This is a genomic window from Ruegeria sp. C9 (assembly GCF_056537585.1).
Map to the genome: position 1 here is coordinate 734972 of NZ_JBQFRU010000001.1, position 19463 is coordinate 754434.

Sequence of the window (19463 nt, forward strand, 5' to 3'; positions counted from 1 at the left end):
TCAACTTACCTTCATTCCTCAAGGGAATGAACTGCGCGATCAAGCACCCTGAGACCTGCAACCAAATCCTCTTCGGCTGTGTCTTCGGCAAAATCGTGGCTGATTCCGTCAATCGACGGGACAAAGAGCATCGCAACCGGCATCAGGCGCGAGACATTGGTGGCATCGTGGAGCGCTCCGGATGGCATATTGCGCCAACGCCCAGGCGCAATGGCCTGCGCGCCGCTTTCCAGCGCACCGCGCAAAACCGGGTCCATGCTGACGGGCTCTAACCCCAGCATCGGGCCGTAGGTTAGTGTTACGCCCTGCTCTTCGGCAATCTGCTGTGCGGTCGCGCGAATGATGTCTTCCATACGCACCAGACGCTCAGGATCGCCGTCGCGCCATTGCATCGAAAACCGCACCCGTCCCGGCACGATAGAGGACGCATTGGGGTGAACATCAACACGCCCGATGGTCCAGACGGTTTGCGGCGTGACCACATTACGGAACCGGTTATTGAGGCGCGTGTTGAACAGCGACAGGGCCTGAAACGCGTCACGTCGCAAATGCATTGGCGTGGTTCCAGCATGGTTTTGCTGGCCTTGGAAGGTGATGACCATATCGCGGATGCCGACGATATCGGTGACAACGCCGATCTGTTCACCGGCTGCATCCAGTGCTGGGCCCTGTTCGATGTGCATTTCGATGAAACCGCTGAACCGAGCAGGATCAACAAAGCCTTGCGACTTCTTTGCCATTTCAGCCCGCGCGCTGCCAAAGGTGACGCCTGAGCCATCAATCAGCACGTCCGCCTGTTCCAAAGATAATCCACCTGACCAGACCGCCGATCCGGTGGTGACGCCGAACCGCCCCTCTTCGTCCTGAAAACTGACGACCGAGATGGGTCGGTCACTGGAGCGCGCGATTTCCAGTGCCGCAATGACGCCCAGCGCTCCGTCCAGCCAACCGCCCTCGGGCTGGCTGTCGGAATGCGTGCCCATCAGCAATGATCGGCCTTCGGCCAACCCGAACATGTTTCCAACCGGATCGACATGCGGGGTCAGCCCAGCCTCGGCCATGCGCGCGGCGAGCCACTGGCGCGCGGCGATGTCAGCTTCGGAATAGGCGGGACGGATGACGCCCTTGCCGACGCCCGAAGCCCCGAATGAACGCAGCGTGTGTAGATCGGTCAGAAACCGTGTGTGATCGACAGCCATGGGTCCTCCTTGTCGGGGTGACCATAGCGGTAAACTTCGCCTGATATAGGAGTTTTTTCGGGCCCGCGTGAAAGCCCTCTGGTCCCGGCCCCGAACCTGCCCTAAGACGTCAACGCAAGAGGGATCATCATGTCACATATCACATTAGTGCGCCACGGGCAGGCCAACACAACCGCACGGGATGAGCTGAGCTATGACCGGCTGAGCGAACTGGGTCACCAACAGGCCCGTTGGCTGGGCGCGCATTTGCGCGATACCCGCCTGCATTACCCTCGGGTTTATTGCGGCACACTCAACCGGCACGTGGAAACTGCGGCTAGCATGGGGCTGCCGCAGCCAACTCGGGATGCGCGGCTGAATGAGATCGAGTATTTCACCCTCGCCCAGTTATTCCAACAGCAGCACGGGGTTGAAATACCAACCGACCGCGAAGGCTTTGTCGAGCACTTGCCCCGCACCTTTGCCGCCTGGTCCCGGGGCGAGATCGAAGATACGCCGGAATCCTTTGAAGAGTTCGAGACTCGCGTTCGCGATGCTCTGCGAGAGATAGGTACCGAAGGCGGTCCGGCAATAGTCGTGACCTCGGGCGGGCTGATCTCGATGGTGGTGCGGCAGGCGATGGGCTTGGATATCCCATCGATGGCGCGGGTGGCGCTTGCCATCATGAACACGTCGATGCATCGTCTGCACCCGATTGGCGCGCAGCTAAGTCCGGTTCTGTTCAACGCAGTGCCCCATCTGGAAGCGCCAGACCGTCAGTTCGCGCAGACCCATCTGTAAGGAGGCTACAATGCAACTTTATTATGCCCCCCGCACAATCTCGGTCGCCGTGGCAATTGCGCTGGAAGAGGCCGGGCTTGAGTATGAGGCCATCCAACTGGACTTTGCCGGAGGTGAGCAAACCAAACCCGCCTATAAGCAGATCAATCCAAAAGGTCGGGTCCCGGCACTGGTTGTGGATGGCGGCATTCTGACCGAAACCGGAGCGTTGTTGGAATACATTGCCGCTAAAGCGCCCGAGGCGGGATTGGTGCCATCAGATTCGGTTATGGCGGCGCGGATGCGAGAGGTGATGTTTTATCTCGCCTCGACCATGCATGTGAACCATGCCCACAAGATGCGCGGGCCCCGTTGGGCAGACAAGAAATCCAGCTGGAAAGACATGAAGGACAAAGTCGCGCAAAACATGACTGAGTCCTGCGCATATATCTCGTCGAACGGGTTGCGTGGGCCGTTTGTTTTGGGCGAGGCGTTCTCGCTGGCCGACGCGTACCTGTACGTGGTTTGCAGCTGGCTGGAGGGCGACGGTGTTGACGTCTCGGCCTTTCCAAAGATCATCGCCTTCCGCGAAGCGATGGAGGCGCGTCCCTCGGTACAGGCGGTACGCGCTGCCGGTATGCTCTGACAAAAGGAATTGGAATGACACATCTCTGGGTCCGGGCAGAACAGCGCCCGAACGAGGAACGGGTCGGGCTGACCCCCGAAGGCACTGCCGCGTTGATCGCGGCAGGCATCCGCGTGACAGTCGAGGAAAGTTCCGTCCGCGCCATTGCAATTGATGGCTACAAGGACGCGGGCTGTGAAATCGCGGCTGAGAATTCCTGGCCCAATGCCCCGCTGGACGCGATCATCTTTGGCCTCAAGGAGCTGCCCGAGGACGGCACGCCCCTGCCCCACCGCCATATCATGTTCGGCCATGCCTATAAGGGGCAACATTCAGGACGCGCGCTTTTGCAGCGGTTCAAGGCTGGCGGCGGCACACTTTATGATCTGGAGTATCTGGTCGAGGAAAACGGCCGCCGGGTTGCCGCTTTCGGCTATTGGGCTGGGTACGCGGGGGCTGCCGTGACGCTCAAGACATGGGCGGCCCAGCAACGAAATGAAGAATGCCCGCCGGTTGGTGTTTATAAGAACAAAGACACGTTGAACGCCGAATTGCTGGCCGAGCTGGACTCCACCGGCGCCGACCGTCCCCGCGCCATCGTCATCGGTGCGTTGGGCCGTGTTGGCACAGGCGCGGCTGATCTCTGCGAGGCAATGGGCGTCAGCGTTACCAAGTGGGACATGGCCGAAACCGCCCGCGGCGGACCATTCCCAGAAATCCTCGATCACGACCTGTTCCTGAACTGTATCTTCGCTCGTCCCGGCACACCGGTCTTTGTCCCACGGTCAGCGCTGACCACCTCGCGGAACCTTACAGCTATCGGCGATGTGGCCTGCGACCCGGATAGCGATTACAACCCGGTGCCGGTCTATGACCGCGCGACCACATGGGATGCCCCCGCCTTGCGCGTGGCCACCGATCCGGTGATGGATGTTATGGCGATCGACAACCTGCCGTCGATGCTGCCTGTCGAAAGTTCCGAGGACTACGCGGCGCAACTACTTCCGTCGTTGTTGACCCTCACCGATCTGGATAGCGGCGTCTGGGGCCGGGCAGAAGCAACTTACAAAACTCATATTGAAGGGATCTGAGCGATGACGATTCACTGGTGCGGCACCGGCCTGTCGGCCATCCCCGGCCTGCGCCGTCTTATTGAAGGCGGGCACAAAGTCACTGTCTGGAACCGGACCATTGAGAAGGCCAAGACAGAGGTTGGTGACCTCACCGACGACATCCGCGCCTTCGACATCGATGCGTTGGGTGAGGTGCTGGGAAAAGGTGACGTCATCGTATCGATGCTGCCTGGTGACTGGCATGTACCTTTGGCAGAGTTGGCAATCACGAAAGAAGCCAACTTTGTCTCTTCCTCATATATCGCACCTGAGATGCGCGCGCTGGACAGCAAGGCCCGCGAGGCCGGAGTAGCGCTGGTTAACGAAGTTGGGTTGGACCCGGGCATCGACCATCTGATGGCGCATGCGCTGGTTGCCGATTACCGCGCCTCGGACGCGTTTGATCCGCAAAACCACCTGAGCTTTATCTCTTATTGCGGAGGCGTTCCCAAGAATCCCAACCCGTTCCGCTACAAATTCAGCTGGTCACCTCTGGGTGTGCTCAAAGCGCTGCGCTCTCCTTCCAAGTCAATCCGGGACTACGCGCCGCTGGATGTCGCCCGACCTTGGGACGCGATCACCAGCTACATCGCACCGCTGCCCACTCCGGAAAGCTTCGAAGTCTACCCGAACCGCGACTCGATCCCCTTCAAGGCCGAGTACCAGTTCGAGGATCACTGGCCGGTCAAGGAATTTGTCCGTGGCACCTTGCGCCTGAACGGCTGGGCTGAGGCTTGGTCGGATGTGTTCACCGAAATCGAAACGCTGTCCGGCCCCGAAGGCGATGCGCGCTTGAAAGAGATGTCGGATCAGTTCTGGGCCGAGAACGCCTATGACGAGGGCGAGCCTGACCGCGTGGTTTTATGTGTGGGCCTAAAGGCGGAAAAGGACGGCGTTGAAGTTTGGCACAAAACCTATGTCATGGATGCCTGGGGCAACGCGCGCGGGACGGCGATGGCGCGGTTGGTTTCGATCCCGGTTTCACTGGCCGTCGAGGCCGTGCTGAACCGCGCTATTCCCGCAGGAGTTCACGCTGCACCCAGCGACCCGAAGCTGGTGCAGGACTGGATGCGCGAGATCGACACGCTGGCGCAGCACCTGCAGATCGTGGACCACACGGCCTAAATCACAAACAGCCGCTCCGGAACCTTCGGAGCGGCTGCGTTCTTAATGCGGCTTAACCCGCTATCGTCAGATGTATTGCGCAATCACCGCTTCCACATCGCAGCGGTTGATGCCCAGTTCTGACAGATCGGAATCAGAAAGCCGATTCAGTTCCTGGGCGGCACAAACGATATCCGCCCTGATCGCGTGAATTCTCATCGCCCGGTCAAACAGCATCAATGCGCTTTTTGAAGGGGTTTGTTTCGGGATTGGGTTGGCATCCAGCATACTCGTTACCTCAGCAAAATTTACAATGGACCGATATCCGTACAGCGCCGGAAAGGCTTAAACGCCGTTCAGATAGGGTATGTTCTGATAGACGTTTCGATATACGCGCCGCCTGATCTCACCACGCGGAATGCCGATATCAAAAAGCTGACGATCGCTGAGTTCTTCAAGCGCCCGGATCGTGTTCTTGTAGACCTTGCGGCGCTGCCATCCTGACTTTGGCACTGTTTGGTTCACAAGTTGGCCAAAAAGCAGATCCCGATGATCTGCTCCGGTTGCATTGACATGTGCCATGACGGTTCCTCCTAGATTCATCGCTGTGTTTGATGAACCTGATCAAAGAACTCGACATTAACCCCGACGGAAGGCCGCATTAATTTTGCTTCATACGCTAGGATAAGCTGACCCGTCGCCAGATCACCGACTACATCAGATCGTTTTCAACGTCCTCGGCTGAAATTCCCAGCGCATCCAAACCGTTTTCCAGATGGTCCGACAAATGCGGTGTTCCGATCAGATAATCCGCGCAAGGCGTCGAGGCTTCGGACTTAGCCGTCGCGATCGCTTCGGCCAAATCCTCGGCAAAAAAGCTTTCTCGACCGATCCACATGACGGCTACCAGCTCTGCTTGCTCATCCTCACCCATACGGTCGATGAATGCGCGCAATTCGCCCTCGGCCCGGTCCAGTTCACGCCCCATCATGGCGACCTGGGCGATCTTTCTTGCCGAGATTTCCAACATCTGTCTCAACTCCTCGTGTTCGCGGTCCAGGCATTTCTGCACGATCCCGCAGGTGACCGTCTTTGATCTTGCGCAAAGCGGAGGGCTTTAGTGCCGCGACCGGGATACAGGCTGATCGGGAACCGGCGCGGTACGAAACGGGCTGAACCGCGCCCGTTTGAACCACAGCTTCACCGCCTGCCAGTGGATCAGAAACACCGCCCGACGCGCGCCGAACGGACGCCGCCAGAGAGACTGAAAAATGATCCGGTTGCTGTACGGCTGGCGCGGACCGGTCAGCGTGGCAATCAAACCGCCTCGGGCACGCCCATAATCGATCCAGACACCAACACGTTCGTCCTGATAGTCAAAGCGGAAGGTATAGGTGCCCTCGATCTTCTGAAACGGAGAGACATGCATCAGCTTGTCCGCAAGTATCCGATCGGTAGGTGCAATCGATGAAAGATCGGGTTTGTGGCACAAGTAGCTATGGCGTGTGCCATAAGTGTTGGTCACCTCGGCCACCACAGCATAAAGCTGGTTATCTTTATCAAAACAGAACCAGAAACTGACCGGATTGAACACATGCCCTAACACACGGGGTTGTGTCAGCAAGGTCATCCTGTCCGGTTGTGGAATATCTTGCGCCTCAAAGCATTCACGCAGCCAGATCGCCCCGCGACCCTGACCAGGTTCACCCCCATGATCGCAATCTTGCCAGCTTGTCAGGTTCGCGCCATTGATCGAAAACAGGGATGGGGTCTTGGGGTGGGCCTCGGGGTCTAGCAAGATGTAATCGACGGAATAGCGAAACGCATTCTCGACCGCACCTTTGCGCCCGTGAAAGGTATGGCCCGCGATATAGTCAATTCTGTTCATAAAACAGATTTCCCGTCCTGCCCGCAAATCATTCAATTGACATGCATTTCCGCATATCTGGTATCTCACAATACGATATTCAGCCGGTTTTGGATGAAATTTATCCAACCGACTGATCCACCTTGGGTGTCCCCACGTATTGTGGTTATGTTTACCGAGACTGACACCGCGACATTGGACGAACCGACGGCAGAAGCTGCTGGAAGAATTGTTTGGCGCGGACCTAAGCGTTTTAAGGGCAACTCGGTGAACGGACAGAATAATACTTGTGGCGCCAGAAAGGATTGGGTGGAACACGTCCGTCGAATCCGAGACGCTCAGGATCAGGCGGCCTTCGCCGAACTGTTTCAGCATTTCGCGCCTCGTATCAAGGCGTTCCTGATCAAGTCCGGTTCGGATGCCGCCCTGGCTGAAGAATGCGCGCAGGAGGTCATGGCGACCTTGTGGCACAAGGCGCATCTGTTTGACCCGACAAGGGCAACGGTTGCGACCTGGGTGTTCACGATCGCAAGGAACAAGCGCATTGACGTATTGCGCAAGCAACGCCGCCCCGAACCCGAAGACCTCGGGTGGGGGCCGGAGGCGGAGCCGGAACAGGAAGTCGTTCTAGCGCTGCAACAGGAAACCGCGCAGCTGCGTGATGCCATGGCGGCATTACCTGAGGCGCAAAGACAGCTGATCGAGAAGGCCTACTTCGGAGATCTGAGCCATCGAGAAATCGCATCCCAGACCGGGTTGCCCTTGGGAACGATCAAATCACGGATACGGCTGGCGCTGGACCGCTTGCGCCACGCGATGAATTGAGATGACGAGCATGAAAAACGAGATTAAACATCACCTGACAGACGACCTGCTGATGGCCTATGCCGCAGGCAATCTGCCCGAAGCGTTTGACCTGATGGTCGCAACGCATCTGTCTCTGTGCGACCACTGCCGCGCCCGCGCTGAAAGCTTTGACGCAGTTGGCGGATGCGTTTTGCAGGAACAAGATGCGTCAGCAAGCATGAGTGACGGTTCACTGGCGGCAACAATGGCATTGATTGCTCAGGGCGCACCAAAGGTGAAACCCGCGCACCCGTCTTGTGCAGTTCTTCCGACACCGCTGCAGGACTATGTCGGCGGCGACGTGAACGCGATCAAATGGAAGCCCGTCGGCATGGGTGTCAAACAGGCAATCCTGCCCACGACCAGCGAAGCCACCGCCCGGTTGTTGTTTATCCCCGCCGGGGCAGCAGTGCCGGATCACAGCCATAAAGGCATAGAACTGACGATGGTCCTGCAGGGTGCATTCTCTGACGAGATCGACCGCTTCGACCGCGGCGATGTCGAAATCGCTGACCAGTCTATCCATCATACCCCTACGGCAGATATCTCTGAAGACTGCATTTGCCTGGCCGTCACTGATGCTCCACTGAAGTTCAGCAAGCTGATGCCGCGCCTGTTCCAACCATTCCTTCGAATCTGATCCGTTGTGGTAGGGTTGTTTATCGACGCTAACTAAATCGGGGTTATAAATGTTCTTAAGGATGGCAGTCACAGCGCTTTTGCTGACTTTTGGAGCCAGCGTTTCCGCACAGATGTCCGCAGACGTTAAATTCCAACCGGGCAATTTCGGCACGATGGTGAATGGGACTGTCACCGGCGACGAGTATTTCGACTATAAACTCGGAGCCAAGGCTGGGCAGGAGATGTTCGCCGACCTTAAGGTCAGTGACACCAATGGCAACGGCGTGATCTATTTCAACATCTTGCCGCCGGATAGCGACGGCGTCGCAATTTACAACGGCTCAATCGATGGAAATACCGCCCGGATCGAGCTTCCCGATGATGGCGACTACACCATACGTGTTTATCTGATGGGTAACGATCGCGACACAGGCAAGACGGTTGGTTACAATTTGGACCTGTCGATCCAATAACGCTTACCCTTCGGTTTTGCCCAGCGGCACGACGTTTGTTTGGTCATCCGGCGCAAGCTCTTCGAAATCGAAATTATCCAACCGTTGCGCCCGGCGACCCGCCTTTTCCGCGCTGATCTTGATTTCCGAGATATCCTTTGCAGCCTGCCCGAAATGACGGTCGAGGTTCGACACCCGGTCGCCTAAACGTTCCACATCCTTATGCAGCAGCCCCAATTCCTTGCGGATCGCACCGGCCTGTTCGCGCATGCGCGCATCTTTAAGGATCGCCCGCATGGTGTTCAGCGTCGCCATGCAAGTTGTGGGTGAAACGATCCAAACGCGTTTCGAGAAACTCTCTTGCACCAATTCAGGGAACTTGGCGTGCAGCTCGGCATAGACTGCCTCAGAGGGTAGAAACATCAGCGCACCATCTGCAGTTTCACCGTCCAGAATGTACTTCTCGGCAATATCGTTGATGTGCTTGCGCACGGTACTGCGGAACATCTGTACCGCTGCTTTCAGCTCCATGTCGTTGGTCGATCCGATCAGCGCCTCATAGGCTTCCAGCGGGAACTTACTGTCGATCACGATCGGTCCGGGAGGGTTCGGCAGGTTGATCAGGCAATCAGCGCGCCGTCCGTTCGATAACGTGGCCTGCAGCTGAAAACTATCTGATGGCAGCGCCTTCGAAACGATATCGTTCAGCTGGATTTCCCCGAATGCCCCGCGCGTCTGCTTGTTCGACAGAATATCCTGCAATGACAGCACGTCGCCTGAAAGCTTGGTGATATTGTCCTGCGCTTTGTCGATGGCTGCCAGACGTTCCTGCAATTGCGTCAGCGAGGTCGCCGTCTGTTTCGACGAACCATGCAGCGATTCCTTCATCCGCTCCTGCATCTCAGCCAGAGCGCGCGCCGATTTCATCGCGTTATCGGCCAGCCGGTCATTCATCTGCTGTTGCACCGATGACAGGCGGGATTCAACGGTCTGGATCACCTGCACCTGCGCGTTGGCTTGCGTGTCCGAGACATGCTGTAGGCCACCCCGCAGTTGTTCCTGCCCCTGGCCCAGTTGCTGCACATGCTGCCCAAGGTGCGCCATCTGCCGGGCCAGCGGCTCCGCCATCCGAGCTGAACGCTGTGACGCTCGAAGTGACAGAAACAGAAGCAGCAGAATCAACACCACCACCCCGCCTGCAATCAGGATGATAGGGTCATTCAATGCATATTGGGTGCCAGCAATCTCGATCATATCGCCTCAGATGTTCTTGTTTTATTCTTCATAGCCCGAGCGGGCCAGCGGTTCAACTGCGGCCGAACAGGCGTTCGATATCGCTCAGCTTCAGTTCCACATAAGTTGGCCGCCCGTGGTTGCACTGCCCGGAATGGGGCGTCGCCTCCATCTCACGCAGCAGGGCATTCATCTCTTCGGCCCGCATCCGACGGCCAGACCGAACCGAGCCATGGCAGGCCACGCGGCTCAGGATCGCCTCGATCCGCGCTTGCACCATCTGGCTTTCGCCCTGATCGGAGAGCTCATCAAGGATATCGAGGATCATCGCGCGGGCATCGACCTCGCCAAGAATGGCCGGAGTTTCGCGCACGGCGATTGCTCCGCCACCAAAGGATTCGATGGTCAATCCAAAGCGCGACAGGTCCTCTGCAACGGCCATCAGACGTGCGCAGTCACCGTCTGTCAGTTCGACGATTTCGGGGATCAACAACGCTTGTGCGGCAACGCCATTTTCGGCCATCTGAGCCTTGAGCTTTTCGTACACCAGCCGTTCATGTGCGGCGTGTTGATCCACGATCACCATGCCGTCTGCCGTTTGGGCGATGATGTAATTCTCGTGCACCTGCCCGCGCGCCGCCCCCAAGGGCAGGTCTTGCGGCTCATCCTCCGGTGCAGTTTCGGGCACCGGTTCCACGATGCGTCCACTATAGTCCTGAGACAGTTCCGCAAAACCCGGAGATTGCGCCCGATAGGCCGCCTGACGCGCCGCGGGTGACGGGCGATCCATTTGATACACCCGCGCCGGGGTTGCGGGTGCGGGCTCGGGCCGCATCGCACCCAAGGTTGCGTTGGCCACGGTCGAAGATGCCCGGTGCCCGGCCTCGGCCAACGCGTGACGCAGGCTGGACACGATCAAGCCACGCGCGAGGCCGGGGTCGCGGAACCGAACCTCGGATTTTGCCGGATGTACATTCACATCCACCAGCGTTGGATCGCAATCTATGAACAGCGCCGCCGCCGGATGCCGGTCGCGGCTGAGGAAATCGAAATAGGCCGCTCGCAGCGCACCGGTCAGCATCTTGTCCCGCACGGGTCGCCCATTGACGAACAGATACTGCGCCACTGCAGCCCCGCGCGAATAGGTCGGCAGCGCGGCATAGCCATAAAGCCTGAGCCCTTCGCGTGTGGCATCGATCTGCAAAGCATTCTCAGCGAACTCACGGCCAAGAACGCGCGCCAATCGGGCATGCAGCGCATCAAACAGATCGCCATTCTCGCGGTCGGCACGAAAGGTCACGCGGCCCTCTCCCCCACCCGAGACATCGCGCAGGGTGAACGCGACCGAAGGCTCTGCCATCGCCAAACGTTTCACAATGTCCGAGATCGCCTGCGCCTCGGCCCGGTCCGTGCGCATGAATTTCAGCCGTGCCGGGGTGGCGTAGAAAAGGTCTCGCAACTCAACCACAGTCCCAGCGCGCAAGGCCGCTGGCTTCACTGCATCCATTTTGCCACCGGACACCTGGATCGAGGCCGCATCAGCACCCGAGACACGGCTGGTGATGGTCAAACGCCCGACCGCCCCCAGCGAGGGCAGTGCTTCACCGCGAAATCCAAAGGTGTGGATATTCAACAGATCTGACCCGTCGATCTTCGATGTCGCATGGCGCGACAGCGCCAGAGGCAAATCCCCCGCTGCGATCCCACACCCATCATCGGTGACACGAATCAGGGTCTTGCCGCCATCCGCGACCTCAATAGCAATACGTGTGGCCCCGGCATCGATGGCGTTTTCGACCAGTTCCTTGACGGCAGAAGCAGGCCGTTCCACGACTTCACCCGCTGCAATCCGGTTGATCGCTGCGTCGTCAAGCTGTCGAATGACCGGCCGATCGTCGCTGATATTGGGGTTAGCATACACCATACCGCTAGACCTAGCATATGTGCACGCGATTCGACCACTGGTTTGAATTGTGAAGAGCGGGCTTTAAACGAGGTATCCGGCCAGTTTGACCGCGCCGTTAAGGGGGTAGCGACTAAGGTCAGAACTGGCCGGATATACCAGAGTGAGTGGTGGTCTTGTGGTTTCCAATTGAAAGTTTGGTATCACCGAAAATGGAATAAATCTTGTTAAGAATTCGTGATTGTTTCCACTTGGCGAAGTTCAGCCGAAACTGCGTGATGGGCGTTGGCGTGAATACGCCAAGTCAAGCCTGACTGGGCGCTCCGCTGCGGGTTCGGCATGGGCCAAAAGCAGCGGTCAGCGCCAGAATCAGGCCTGATATCGTGGCGATCATTCCTGCGGCGCTGACAGCATCCGCAGCCCCCAACCACAATGGGCCATAGCCTGCCAAAACATAACCGGACACGGCGGAAAGGGTTGCGAACAGGACACTCCAGACGATCTGGACTTCCAACCGGTTGGTCATCATCCGTGCCGCAGCTGGCGGGCAGATGAACATTGCAATCACGATGATCGACCCCACTGCATCAAATGCCGCGACAGCAGCAATCGCAGCTATGATCACCAGCGCCATCCCTAACGCACCAGTGCGGATACCAATTGTGCGCGCAAAGCCTTCATCGAAGGTTGATATCTTGAGCGGTCGCCAGAACAACCACGTGAACAGCAAGACCCCCGTCAGTGTCAGCGCAATGCGCGGCAATTCAGGTGGCAACCCTGCCAATGCCTGTAGATCCAGCAGCGATGACCAGTCCGTTGCATCCAGCCAGATCAAGCTTTCCAGATTGCCGTAAAGCGCATGTTCAACGTCCAAATGGACGGTCGAAGTGTCAGTCTGCTCAAGCAGTAGGACACCACCGGCGAACATGGTCGTGAATACGACACCCATCGCTGCCCCCGGCTCGATCTGACCCAATCGCCGGATCGCTTCGATCATAACCACGGCGACCACAGCAGCCCCTGCTGCGCCAAGCATCATCGGCCAAGTTGAAATTGCGCCTGTGAGCAGAAACGCGACGACAATACCGGGCAACACCACATGGCTGATCGCGTCGCCAATCAGCGCCTGTTTGCGCAGCACCAGAAAGTTGCCGGGCAGAGCGCATGCGATGGCCGCGAATGTCCCAATCAACAAAGGCGTCAGCGACAGGGGTACGAACTCTTCTCCGCTCATGGCGTGACCTCCTGCGGGCCGCCGATACGACGATCAATCTCGGCGATCTGATCGCGAGTCAGCACGGTCTCGATATCGCGCAGCCCATCGTACAGCGCCGCAGTGGCCTCATGCGCCTGATCCGCGCGGACGATCTCCCACCGCTTTTCGTCTCGTAGGGCCTTGGCCGCACGCGCCCTCCCTTCCTCTGTTGCAACTCCATCGGCGCGCACAAGGCCGGTGCGGCGTAACAGGCGAATGGTTAGGGGTTCATAGATTTGCTGCCCCTGCGCCAGTGCCAGCAGTCCCTGCCGAATGTGCACTCGACGCTGGAACCGAAGGTGGCTGAGAATAGCTGCCAACACGCCCCGAACCGGCGCGAACAGGAGCGACAGGGCAAAGAACCCAAAACTGACCAGAACGATGATCGGTCCGGTCGGCAGGTTCGGAGCCGAGGCCGAAATACCTGCCCCCAGAAACCCTGCAAGACCTCCGGCCAAACCGGCCAGAACGACCACGCGGTCGGATCGCTCCGTCCAGAACCGCGCTGTCACAGGCGGGATGATCAGCAGAGCAACAATCAGGATCAGACCAACGATCTTTAACCCGACCACGGTCACCGCCATCACGAGCCCCATCATCGCCAGATCAATCCGATGCACGGGCAACCCGCGCGCGGCGGCATATTCAGGATCGAAGGCGACCATCGTCATCGGGCGGCGGATGATCATCACCAGCACCAAAGTTGCCGCGCCCCCGATCGCGATGACCAGAGCATCCGCCCACAGCATCCCCGCAGTAGAACCCAGCAAGAATCCTTCCAATCCTGCCTGGCGTCCAACCCCCATGGTTTGAATAACCGTCAGCAGTACGACACCAAAACCGAAGAACACCGATAACACTGCGCCGATCGCTGCATCTTCTGCCAAACGTGTGCGACTGGTCAGCCAGTTCATACAGAGCAAACCAACCCATGCGGATAATGCCGAACCTGCAAGCAGTCCGATCAAGTTACGCCCATCACCACCGAGGGCCACCAGCACCATGAAGGCAAGGCAAACGCCCGGTAGGGTCGCGTGGCTGATGGCATCGCTAACCAGCGCGCGTTTACGCAGGAATAAGAACGTGCCCGTCACACCTGCTGAAACGCCCAGTAACGTCGCACCAATAGCAACCAGCGTGGCGTTATAGCCAAGCTGTAAGGTCAAAGCCTCCCAAAGCATGATTACCCCAGCGCGCGCGAAATCTGATCGATTTGAGCCGTTGCAAGACGTCCGCCATAAGCGGCCTGCAGCGTTTCAGCGGTAAAGGCCTGCTCCACCGGTCCCTCGGCCACTTTGCGGGTGTTGATCAGGAACACATGGTCGAAATAGTCGGTGACCGTGGCCAGGTCGTGATGCACTACAACAACGGTCTTGCCAGCCTCTTTCAACGATTTCAGCACGGCGATGATCGCCTTTTCAGTCGCGGCGTCCACGCCTGCAAAAGGTTCGTCCAACAAATACATGTCGGCATCCTGTGCCAATGCGCGCGCAAGAAAGACCCTCTGTTGCTGACCACCAGAAAGCTGCCCGATCTGACGGTCAGCAAATTCCCGCATCCCGACACGGTGCAGACAGTCCATGGCACGGGCGGTATGGCGGGCACGAACACGACCCAGCAGGCCCAATTGACGCGACAAGCCCATCAGCACCACATCAATCACGCGCGTCGGGAAATCCCAGTCCACGCTGGCGCGTTGCGGTACATAGGCGATGCGTGCCCGCTGCTCCTCGAGCGGCTGACCAAACACGGTCACCTGACCCGACAACGGAGACACGATCCCCAAAGCAGCCTTTAGCAAGGTTGATTTGCCCGCCCCATTTGGCCCGATAATTGCCGTCATGGCGCCGGGCTGCACCGTCATATCGACCGAGAAGACTGCGGGTTTCTGACCGTACGAGACGGTCAAACCCCGTATGGCGAGAGGACAGAGATCAATGTCCTGCCCTTCGATAGAAACCCCTTGAACTGTGGCGAGTTCAATCATGGCTCAAAACCCCGCCGACAGTTTTCCGTTCATGCCGCGTTCGGGAACATCCGCGCCCAGCGCGCCGGCAATCACGGTAATGTTGTGATCAAGCATGCCGATATAAGTACCCTCATATGTGCCCGGCTCGCCCATTGCGTCGGAATACAGCTCTCCGCCGACACCCACTTTGTGACCTTCGGCCGAAGCACCCTCGATCAAGGCACGCATGGATCGATCTGAAACGGAACTCTCCACAAACACGGCGTTCAGCTGACGCTCTACCAGAGTTTCGACCAACTCACCGATCCGGTTCAACCCTGCCTCGGATTGGGTTGAGATGCCCTGAATACCCAGCACCTCATAGCCATATTCATCACCGAAATAGCCAAATGCATCATGCGCAGTCACCAACACGCGGTTGTTTTCGGGAACGGCCGCCAAAACCTGCTTTCCATAGGCGGCCAGCAGATCGATCTCGGCCAGAAAAACTTGTGCGTTGGCTGCGAACTTATCTGCCGCTTCGGGCCGGGCTTCGGTCAGAGCTTCCTGCACTTCGATCACGACATCGCGCCACAGAACCGGGCTCATCCAGACATGCGGGTCAAATTTGTCAGCGTAATCGTCATGGGCGCGCAGTTTCGATGTGTCGATGCCATCCGCCACGGCAACCACTGTCCGCTTGCGGCCCAGATCGTCAAAGAAACCTTCCATCTGAGCCTCTAGATAGAGGCCGTGCCACAGCACCAGATCAGCGCGGGTCATCGCAACAATATCGGTGCGGGTCTGGCGATAGGCGTGAGGGTCGACACCGGGTCCCATCAAGCCCTTCACGTCGACCTGTTCACCGCCGACCTGGCGCGCAGCGTCTGCAATCATGCCGGTGGTGGCGACGACTTTCAGCGGCGCTTGAGCGATTGCGGCGACGGGCCACACAAGCACGAGAGCCAATGCCGTAAGTAGCGATCGACGAATCATTTCAGACTCCGAACGGTTATCCTGTTAAGTCAAAATATGAGAACCATTCGCAACTAAGTCAATGCAAATGCGAATTACTCGCAAGAAAACGACTATATTTGTCCATTTGGTCAAAAATTTTCTCCTTACGACGCTGGCACACCTTCCCTTTCGCTGCGACCCATGCGATTTTGACGCGAACCTCCAAAAGGACGGAATAATGGAAACGCAGAGCTCAGAAAGCACCGTGCGCACTCCGCATCTGCCGCAAGTGACCGAGCCCCGGAACCCAGGAATGGATCTGGATCTGGATTGGGTGCGGGCCGTGCAGGCCAACACTTCGGCCATCGAGCGCCGCGCAGCGACGCTGCCCGGTCGGCGGTCGGTGAAAAAAGAATACCAGGCCGCATGGCTGCTCAAGGCGATCACAATGATCGACCTGACCACTCTGTCGGGCGATGATACGGTTGGGCGGGTTCGTCGCCTGTGCGCAAAGGCTCGTCAGCCTGTCGCGGCTTCGGTTTTGCAGGCGCTGGACATGCCGCCGATCACAACCGGAGCGGTGTGTGTCTACCATGACATGATCGAAACGGCTGTGGACGCATTGGAAGGCACTGGTATTCCGGTTGCGGCGGTATCCACTGGCTTCCCGGCTGGGCTCTCTCCGTTTCATCTGCGTGTGGCAGAGATCGAAGAAAGCGTGAAGGCCGGAGCCGAGGAGATCGACATCGTCATCTCGCGCCGTCATGTTTTGTCTGGCGACTGGCAGGCCCTGTATGATGAGATGAAGGCCTTCCGCGTCGCCTGCGGCGATGCACATGTCAAAGCCATTTTGGCGACCGGAGAGCTGGGCAGCCTGCGCAACGTCGCGCGTGCTTCGCTGGTGTGCATGATGGCGGGCGCCGATTTCATCAAGACCTCGACCGGCAAAGAAAGCGTCAACGCCACCTTGCCTGTGTCGCTGGTGATGATCCGAGCTATTCGCGACTACTATGACCGCACCGGCTATCGCGTAGGCTACAAGCCTGCGGGTGGGATTTCGAAAGCCAAAGATGCGCTGGTCTACCTGTCGCTGATCAAGGACGAGCTGGGCGACCGCTGGCTGGAACCAGACCTGTTCCGCTTTGGTGCCTCATCACTGCTGGGCGACATTGAGCGGCAATTGGAACACTATGTTACCGGTGCTTATTCTGCCGGTTACCGTCACTCCATGGGCTGAGGACAAAAACAATGACAGTCAAAGAGATTTTCGAGACCATGGACTACGGCCCTGCCCCCGAAAGCGCAGCCGAGGCACTGGCCTGGCTGGTCGATCAGGGCGACAAGTTCGGCCACTACATCGATGGCGCATTCACCAAACCCGGCACAGGGTTTGATAGCCGCAACCCGGCGACCGGCGAAGTTCTGGCCAAGCTGACACAAGCGAAACAGGCTGACGTGGACGCTGCCGTTGCTGCCGCACGCAAGGCGCAACCCAAGTGGGTGAAGCTGGGCGGTGCGGGGCGTGCACGTTATCTCTACGCGATAGCACGCCTGCTGCAGAAGCATTCGCGCCTGTTTGCCGTGCTCGAAAGCCTCGACAACGGTAAGCCGATCCGAGAATCCCGCGACATCGACATTCCCCTGGCACAGCGGCATTTCTACTATCACGCCGGCATGGCGCAGTTGATGGAAAGCGAATTGCCAGATGCCGAAGCACTGGGTGTTTGCGGCCAGATCATCCCGTGGAACTTCCCGCTGCTGATGCTGGCGTGGAAGATCGCGCCTGCAATCGCAATGGGCAACACGGTGGTTCTGAAGCCGGCCGAGTACACCTCGCTGACCGCGCTGCTGTTTGCCGACATCTGCATGCAGGCCGGGTTGCCGAAAGGCGTGGTCAACATCGTCACAGGTGATGGTGCCGTTGGTGAGATGATTGTGTCTTCGGACGTCGACAAAATCGCCTTTACCGGCTCGACCGTCGTGGGCCGTCGCATCCGTGAAGCGACCGCTGGCTCTGGCAAAGAACTGACGTTGGAACTGGGCGGCAAGTCCGCCTACATTGTCTTTGACGACGCCGATATTGATTCAGCGATCGAAGGCTTGGTCGACGCGATCTGGTTCAACCAGGGCCAGGTCTGCTGTGCGGGCTCGCGCCTGCTGGTACAAGAAGGCATCGCAGATCGCTTCCATGACAAGCTGCGTGCCCGTATGGACAAGCTGCGCATCGGCGATCCGCTGGACAAGTGCATCGACGTGGGTGCGGTTGTGGACCCCGTGCAGTTACAGACCATCAAGGGCATGGTCGAAAGCAACACGGTTGGGCATGTTCATCAGGCGGCCTGTGAGCTGCCCCCAAATGGCTGCTACTACCCACCAACGCTGATCTCTGGGCTCGAAACCTCCGATCCGCTGATGCAGGAAGAAATCTTTGGCCCGGTTCTGGTTTCTTCGACCTTCCGCACCCCGGAAGAAGCGGTCGAGTTGGCCAACAACACCCGCTACGGGCTGGCCGCAACTGTTTGGACCGAGAACGTGAACCTCGCGCTGGATATCGCGCCCAAGCTGGTTGCGGGCGTGGTCTGGGTGAACGCAACTAACCTGTTCGACGCTGCTGCCGGGTTCGGCGGTGTACGCGAAAGCGGCTTTGGCCGAGAAGGCGGTTGGGAAGGGCTGACGGCCTATACCAAGCCCAAAGCCAAGGCCAAACCGCTGACGAAGATTGAGGCGGCAATGGGCGAAGGCGCTCCAGTCGATCCTATTGACCGCACCGCCAAGATGTATGTCGGCGGTAAGCAGGCGCGGCCCGATGGCGGCTATTCGAAACCCGTCTGGGGCAAGTCCGGCCTACTTGGCCATGTGGGTCTGGCCAACCGCAAGGACGTGCGCAACGCGGTTGAGGCTGCAGAGGGTGCAAAAGGCTGGTCCAAGACCACCGGCCATCTGCGGGCTCAGATCCTGTATTACATCAGTGAAAACCTCTCGGCACGTGCGGGCGAGTTCGCTGCTCGTATTGATGCGATGACCGGTAAGAAAGACGGCGCGAAAGAGGTTGAGGCCTCGATCCAGCGACTGTTCACCGCCGCCGCCTGGGCGGACAAGTATGATGGTCAAGTACATGGTGTTCCGATCCGGGGCGTCGCCATTGCCATGAAAGAGCCGGTTGGCGTGATCGGCGCCCTGTGTGCGGATGAAGCACCGCTGTTGGGTCTAGTTTCGGCCATGGCACCAGCGATTGCGATGGGCAACCGGGTGGTTCTGGCGGCAAGTGAGCCCTACCCGCTGGCAGCAACGGATTTTTACCAGATCCTAGAAACCTCGGACGTGCCAGCCGGTGTGGTCAACATCCTGACCGGCAGCCACGCAGAGCTGGCAAAGCCGCTGGCCTCACATCTGAACGTGGATGCGGTCTGGTCCTTCTCGTCCACCGATCTGTCTAAAGATATCGAGGTCGTCTCGGCCGGAAATCTGAAGCGGACTTGGGTCAATAACGCGACGGCATTTGACTGGAGCGTGGACCATTCGCGCCGCTTCCTGCAGGCTGCGACCGAAGTGAAAAACATCTGGGTGCCCTACGGAGAGTAA

General features: G+C 58.5%; 20 protein-coding genes. 9 read left to right on the forward strand and 11 right to left on the reverse strand.

Annotated features, from left to right (window positions below; translation table 11 throughout):
• Positions 1-11: 11 nt before the first annotated feature.
• A complete protein-coding gene (locus ACR0NE_RS03270) occupies positions 12-1199 on the reverse strand; it encodes a Zn-dependent hydrolase (RefSeq protein ID WP_170598446.1) in 1188 nt (395 codons plus the stop codon).
• Between the two features lie 129 nt (positions 1200-1328).
• Here ACR0NE_RS03270 and ACR0NE_RS03275 point away from each other — a divergent pair, with 129 nt between their 5' ends.
• From ACR0NE_RS03275 to ACR0NE_RS03290, 4 genes are read left to right on the forward strand one after another with little or no spacing between them, the layout of a single operon-like run.
• Positions 1329-1979, forward strand: a complete 651-nt coding sequence (locus tag ACR0NE_RS03275; RefSeq protein WP_170513888.1) for a histidine phosphatase family protein — start codon at positions 1329-1331, stop codon at positions 1977-1979.
• A 10-nt stretch (positions 1980-1989) separates the two neighbouring features.
• Complete coding sequence (locus ACR0NE_RS03280; protein WP_170426208.1) at positions 1990-2604, forward strand: glutathione S-transferase family protein; 615 nt, start codon at positions 1990-1992, stop codon at positions 2602-2604.
• A gap of 14 nt (positions 2605-2618) precedes the next feature.
• A complete protein-coding gene (locus ACR0NE_RS03285) occupies positions 2619-3674 on the forward strand; it encodes a saccharopine dehydrogenase (RefSeq protein ID WP_170598443.1) in 1056 nt (351 codons plus the stop codon).
• 3 nt (positions 3675-3677) lie between these two features.
• Positions 3678-4820, forward strand: a complete 1143-nt coding sequence (locus ACR0NE_RS03290; RefSeq protein ID WP_170598440.1) for a saccharopine dehydrogenase C-terminal domain-containing protein — start codon at positions 3678-3680, stop codon at positions 4818-4820.
• A gap of 66 nt (positions 4821-4886) precedes the next feature.
• Here ACR0NE_RS03290 and ACR0NE_RS03295 read toward each other — a convergent pair whose 3' ends face one another.
• The 4 genes from ACR0NE_RS03295 to ACR0NE_RS03310 form a co-directional block, all read right to left on the reverse strand.
• Positions 4887-5087: a DUF1127 domain-containing protein gene (locus tag ACR0NE_RS03295; RefSeq protein WP_223117180.1), complete on the reverse strand. Its 201-nt coding sequence runs from the start codon at positions 5085-5087 to the stop codon at positions 4887-4889.
• Positions 5088-5144: 57 nt separating this feature from the next.
• Complete coding sequence (locus ACR0NE_RS03300; protein ID WP_170394595.1) at positions 5145-5381, reverse strand: DUF1127 domain-containing protein; 237 nt, start codon at positions 5379-5381, stop codon at positions 5145-5147.
• A gap of 130 nt (positions 5382-5511) precedes the next feature.
• The gene (locus tag ACR0NE_RS03305; protein WP_170408475.1) at positions 5512-5829 is read right to left on the reverse strand and encodes a DUF3775 domain-containing protein; all 318 of its coding nucleotides are present in this window, start codon (positions 5827-5829) and stop codon (positions 5512-5514) included.
• Positions 5830-5916: 87 nt separating this feature from the next.
• Positions 5917-6687, reverse strand: coding sequence for a DUF1365 domain-containing protein (locus ACR0NE_RS03310; RefSeq protein ID WP_170598437.1), 771 nt, complete (start codon positions 6685-6687; stop codon positions 5917-5919).
• A 147-nt stretch (positions 6688-6834) separates the two neighbouring features.
• On the opposite strand from ACR0NE_RS03310, the gene ACR0NE_RS03315 reads away from it, so the two are divergent.
• From ACR0NE_RS03315 to ACR0NE_RS03325, 3 genes are all read left to right on the forward strand, one after another.
• Entirely contained in the window at positions 6835-7491 is a 657-nt protein-coding gene (locus ACR0NE_RS03315) for a sigma-70 family RNA polymerase sigma factor (RefSeq protein ID WP_170598454.1), read from the forward strand.
• A gap of 10 nt (positions 7492-7501) precedes the next feature.
• Positions 7502-8152, forward strand: coding sequence for a ChrR family anti-sigma-E factor (locus ACR0NE_RS03320; protein WP_170408477.1), 651 nt, complete (start codon positions 7502-7504; stop codon positions 8150-8152).
• Between the two features lie 112 nt (positions 8153-8264).
• Positions 8265-8606 carry a hypothetical protein gene (locus ACR0NE_RS03325; RefSeq protein WP_255611950.1) on the forward strand — a complete coding sequence of 114 codons (342 nt, stop codon included), beginning with the start codon at positions 8265-8267 and terminating at the stop codon, positions 8604-8606.
• 3 nt (positions 8607-8609) lie between these two features.
• Here ACR0NE_RS03325 and ACR0NE_RS03330 read toward each other — a convergent pair whose 3' ends face one another.
• The 6 genes from ACR0NE_RS03330 to ACR0NE_RS03355 form a co-directional block, all read right to left on the reverse strand.
• Positions 8610-9839 (reverse strand): DNA recombination protein RmuC, encoded by a 1230-nt coding sequence (locus tag ACR0NE_RS03330; RefSeq protein WP_170426200.1) that lies wholly within the window; start codon positions 9837-9839, stop codon positions 8610-8612.
• 52 nt (positions 9840-9891) lie between these two features.
• A complete protein-coding gene (mutL, locus tag ACR0NE_RS03335; protein WP_170394611.1) occupies positions 9892-11742 on the reverse strand; it encodes a DNA mismatch repair endonuclease MutL in 1851 nt (616 codons plus the stop codon).
• A gap of 283 nt (positions 11743-12025) precedes the next feature.
• Entirely contained in the window at positions 12026-12955 is a 930-nt protein-coding gene (locus tag ACR0NE_RS03340; protein WP_170426196.1) for a metal ABC transporter permease, read from the reverse strand.
• Positions 12952-14157: a metal ABC transporter permease gene (locus tag ACR0NE_RS03345; protein WP_170598434.1), complete on the reverse strand. Its 1206-nt coding sequence runs from the start codon at positions 14155-14157 to the stop codon at positions 12952-12954. Before ACR0NE_RS03345 ends, ACR0NE_RS03340 begins: the two co-directional genes overlap by 4 nt.
• Before the next feature lie 2 nt (positions 14158-14159).
• Positions 14160-14963, reverse strand: a complete 804-nt coding sequence (locus tag ACR0NE_RS03350; protein ID WP_170598431.1) for a metal ABC transporter ATP-binding protein — start codon at positions 14961-14963, stop codon at positions 14160-14162.
• A gap of 3 nt (positions 14964-14966) precedes the next feature.
• On the reverse strand, positions 14967-15920 hold the full coding sequence (locus tag ACR0NE_RS03355; RefSeq protein WP_170513915.1) for a metal ABC transporter solute-binding protein, Zn/Mn family: 954 nt from the start codon (positions 15918-15920) through the stop codon (positions 14967-14969).
• Between the two features lie 199 nt (positions 15921-16119).
• On the opposite strand from ACR0NE_RS03355, the gene deoC reads away from it, so the two are divergent.
• Positions 16120-17118: a deoxyribose-phosphate aldolase gene (deoC, locus tag ACR0NE_RS03360; RefSeq protein WP_170514996.1), complete on the forward strand. Its 999-nt coding sequence runs from the start codon at positions 16120-16122 to the stop codon at positions 17116-17118.
• An 11-nt stretch (positions 17119-17129) separates the two neighbouring features.
• Positions 17130-19463, forward strand: a complete 2334-nt coding sequence (locus ACR0NE_RS03365) for an aldehyde dehydrogenase family protein (protein ID WP_170598428.1) — start codon at positions 17130-17132, stop codon at positions 19461-19463.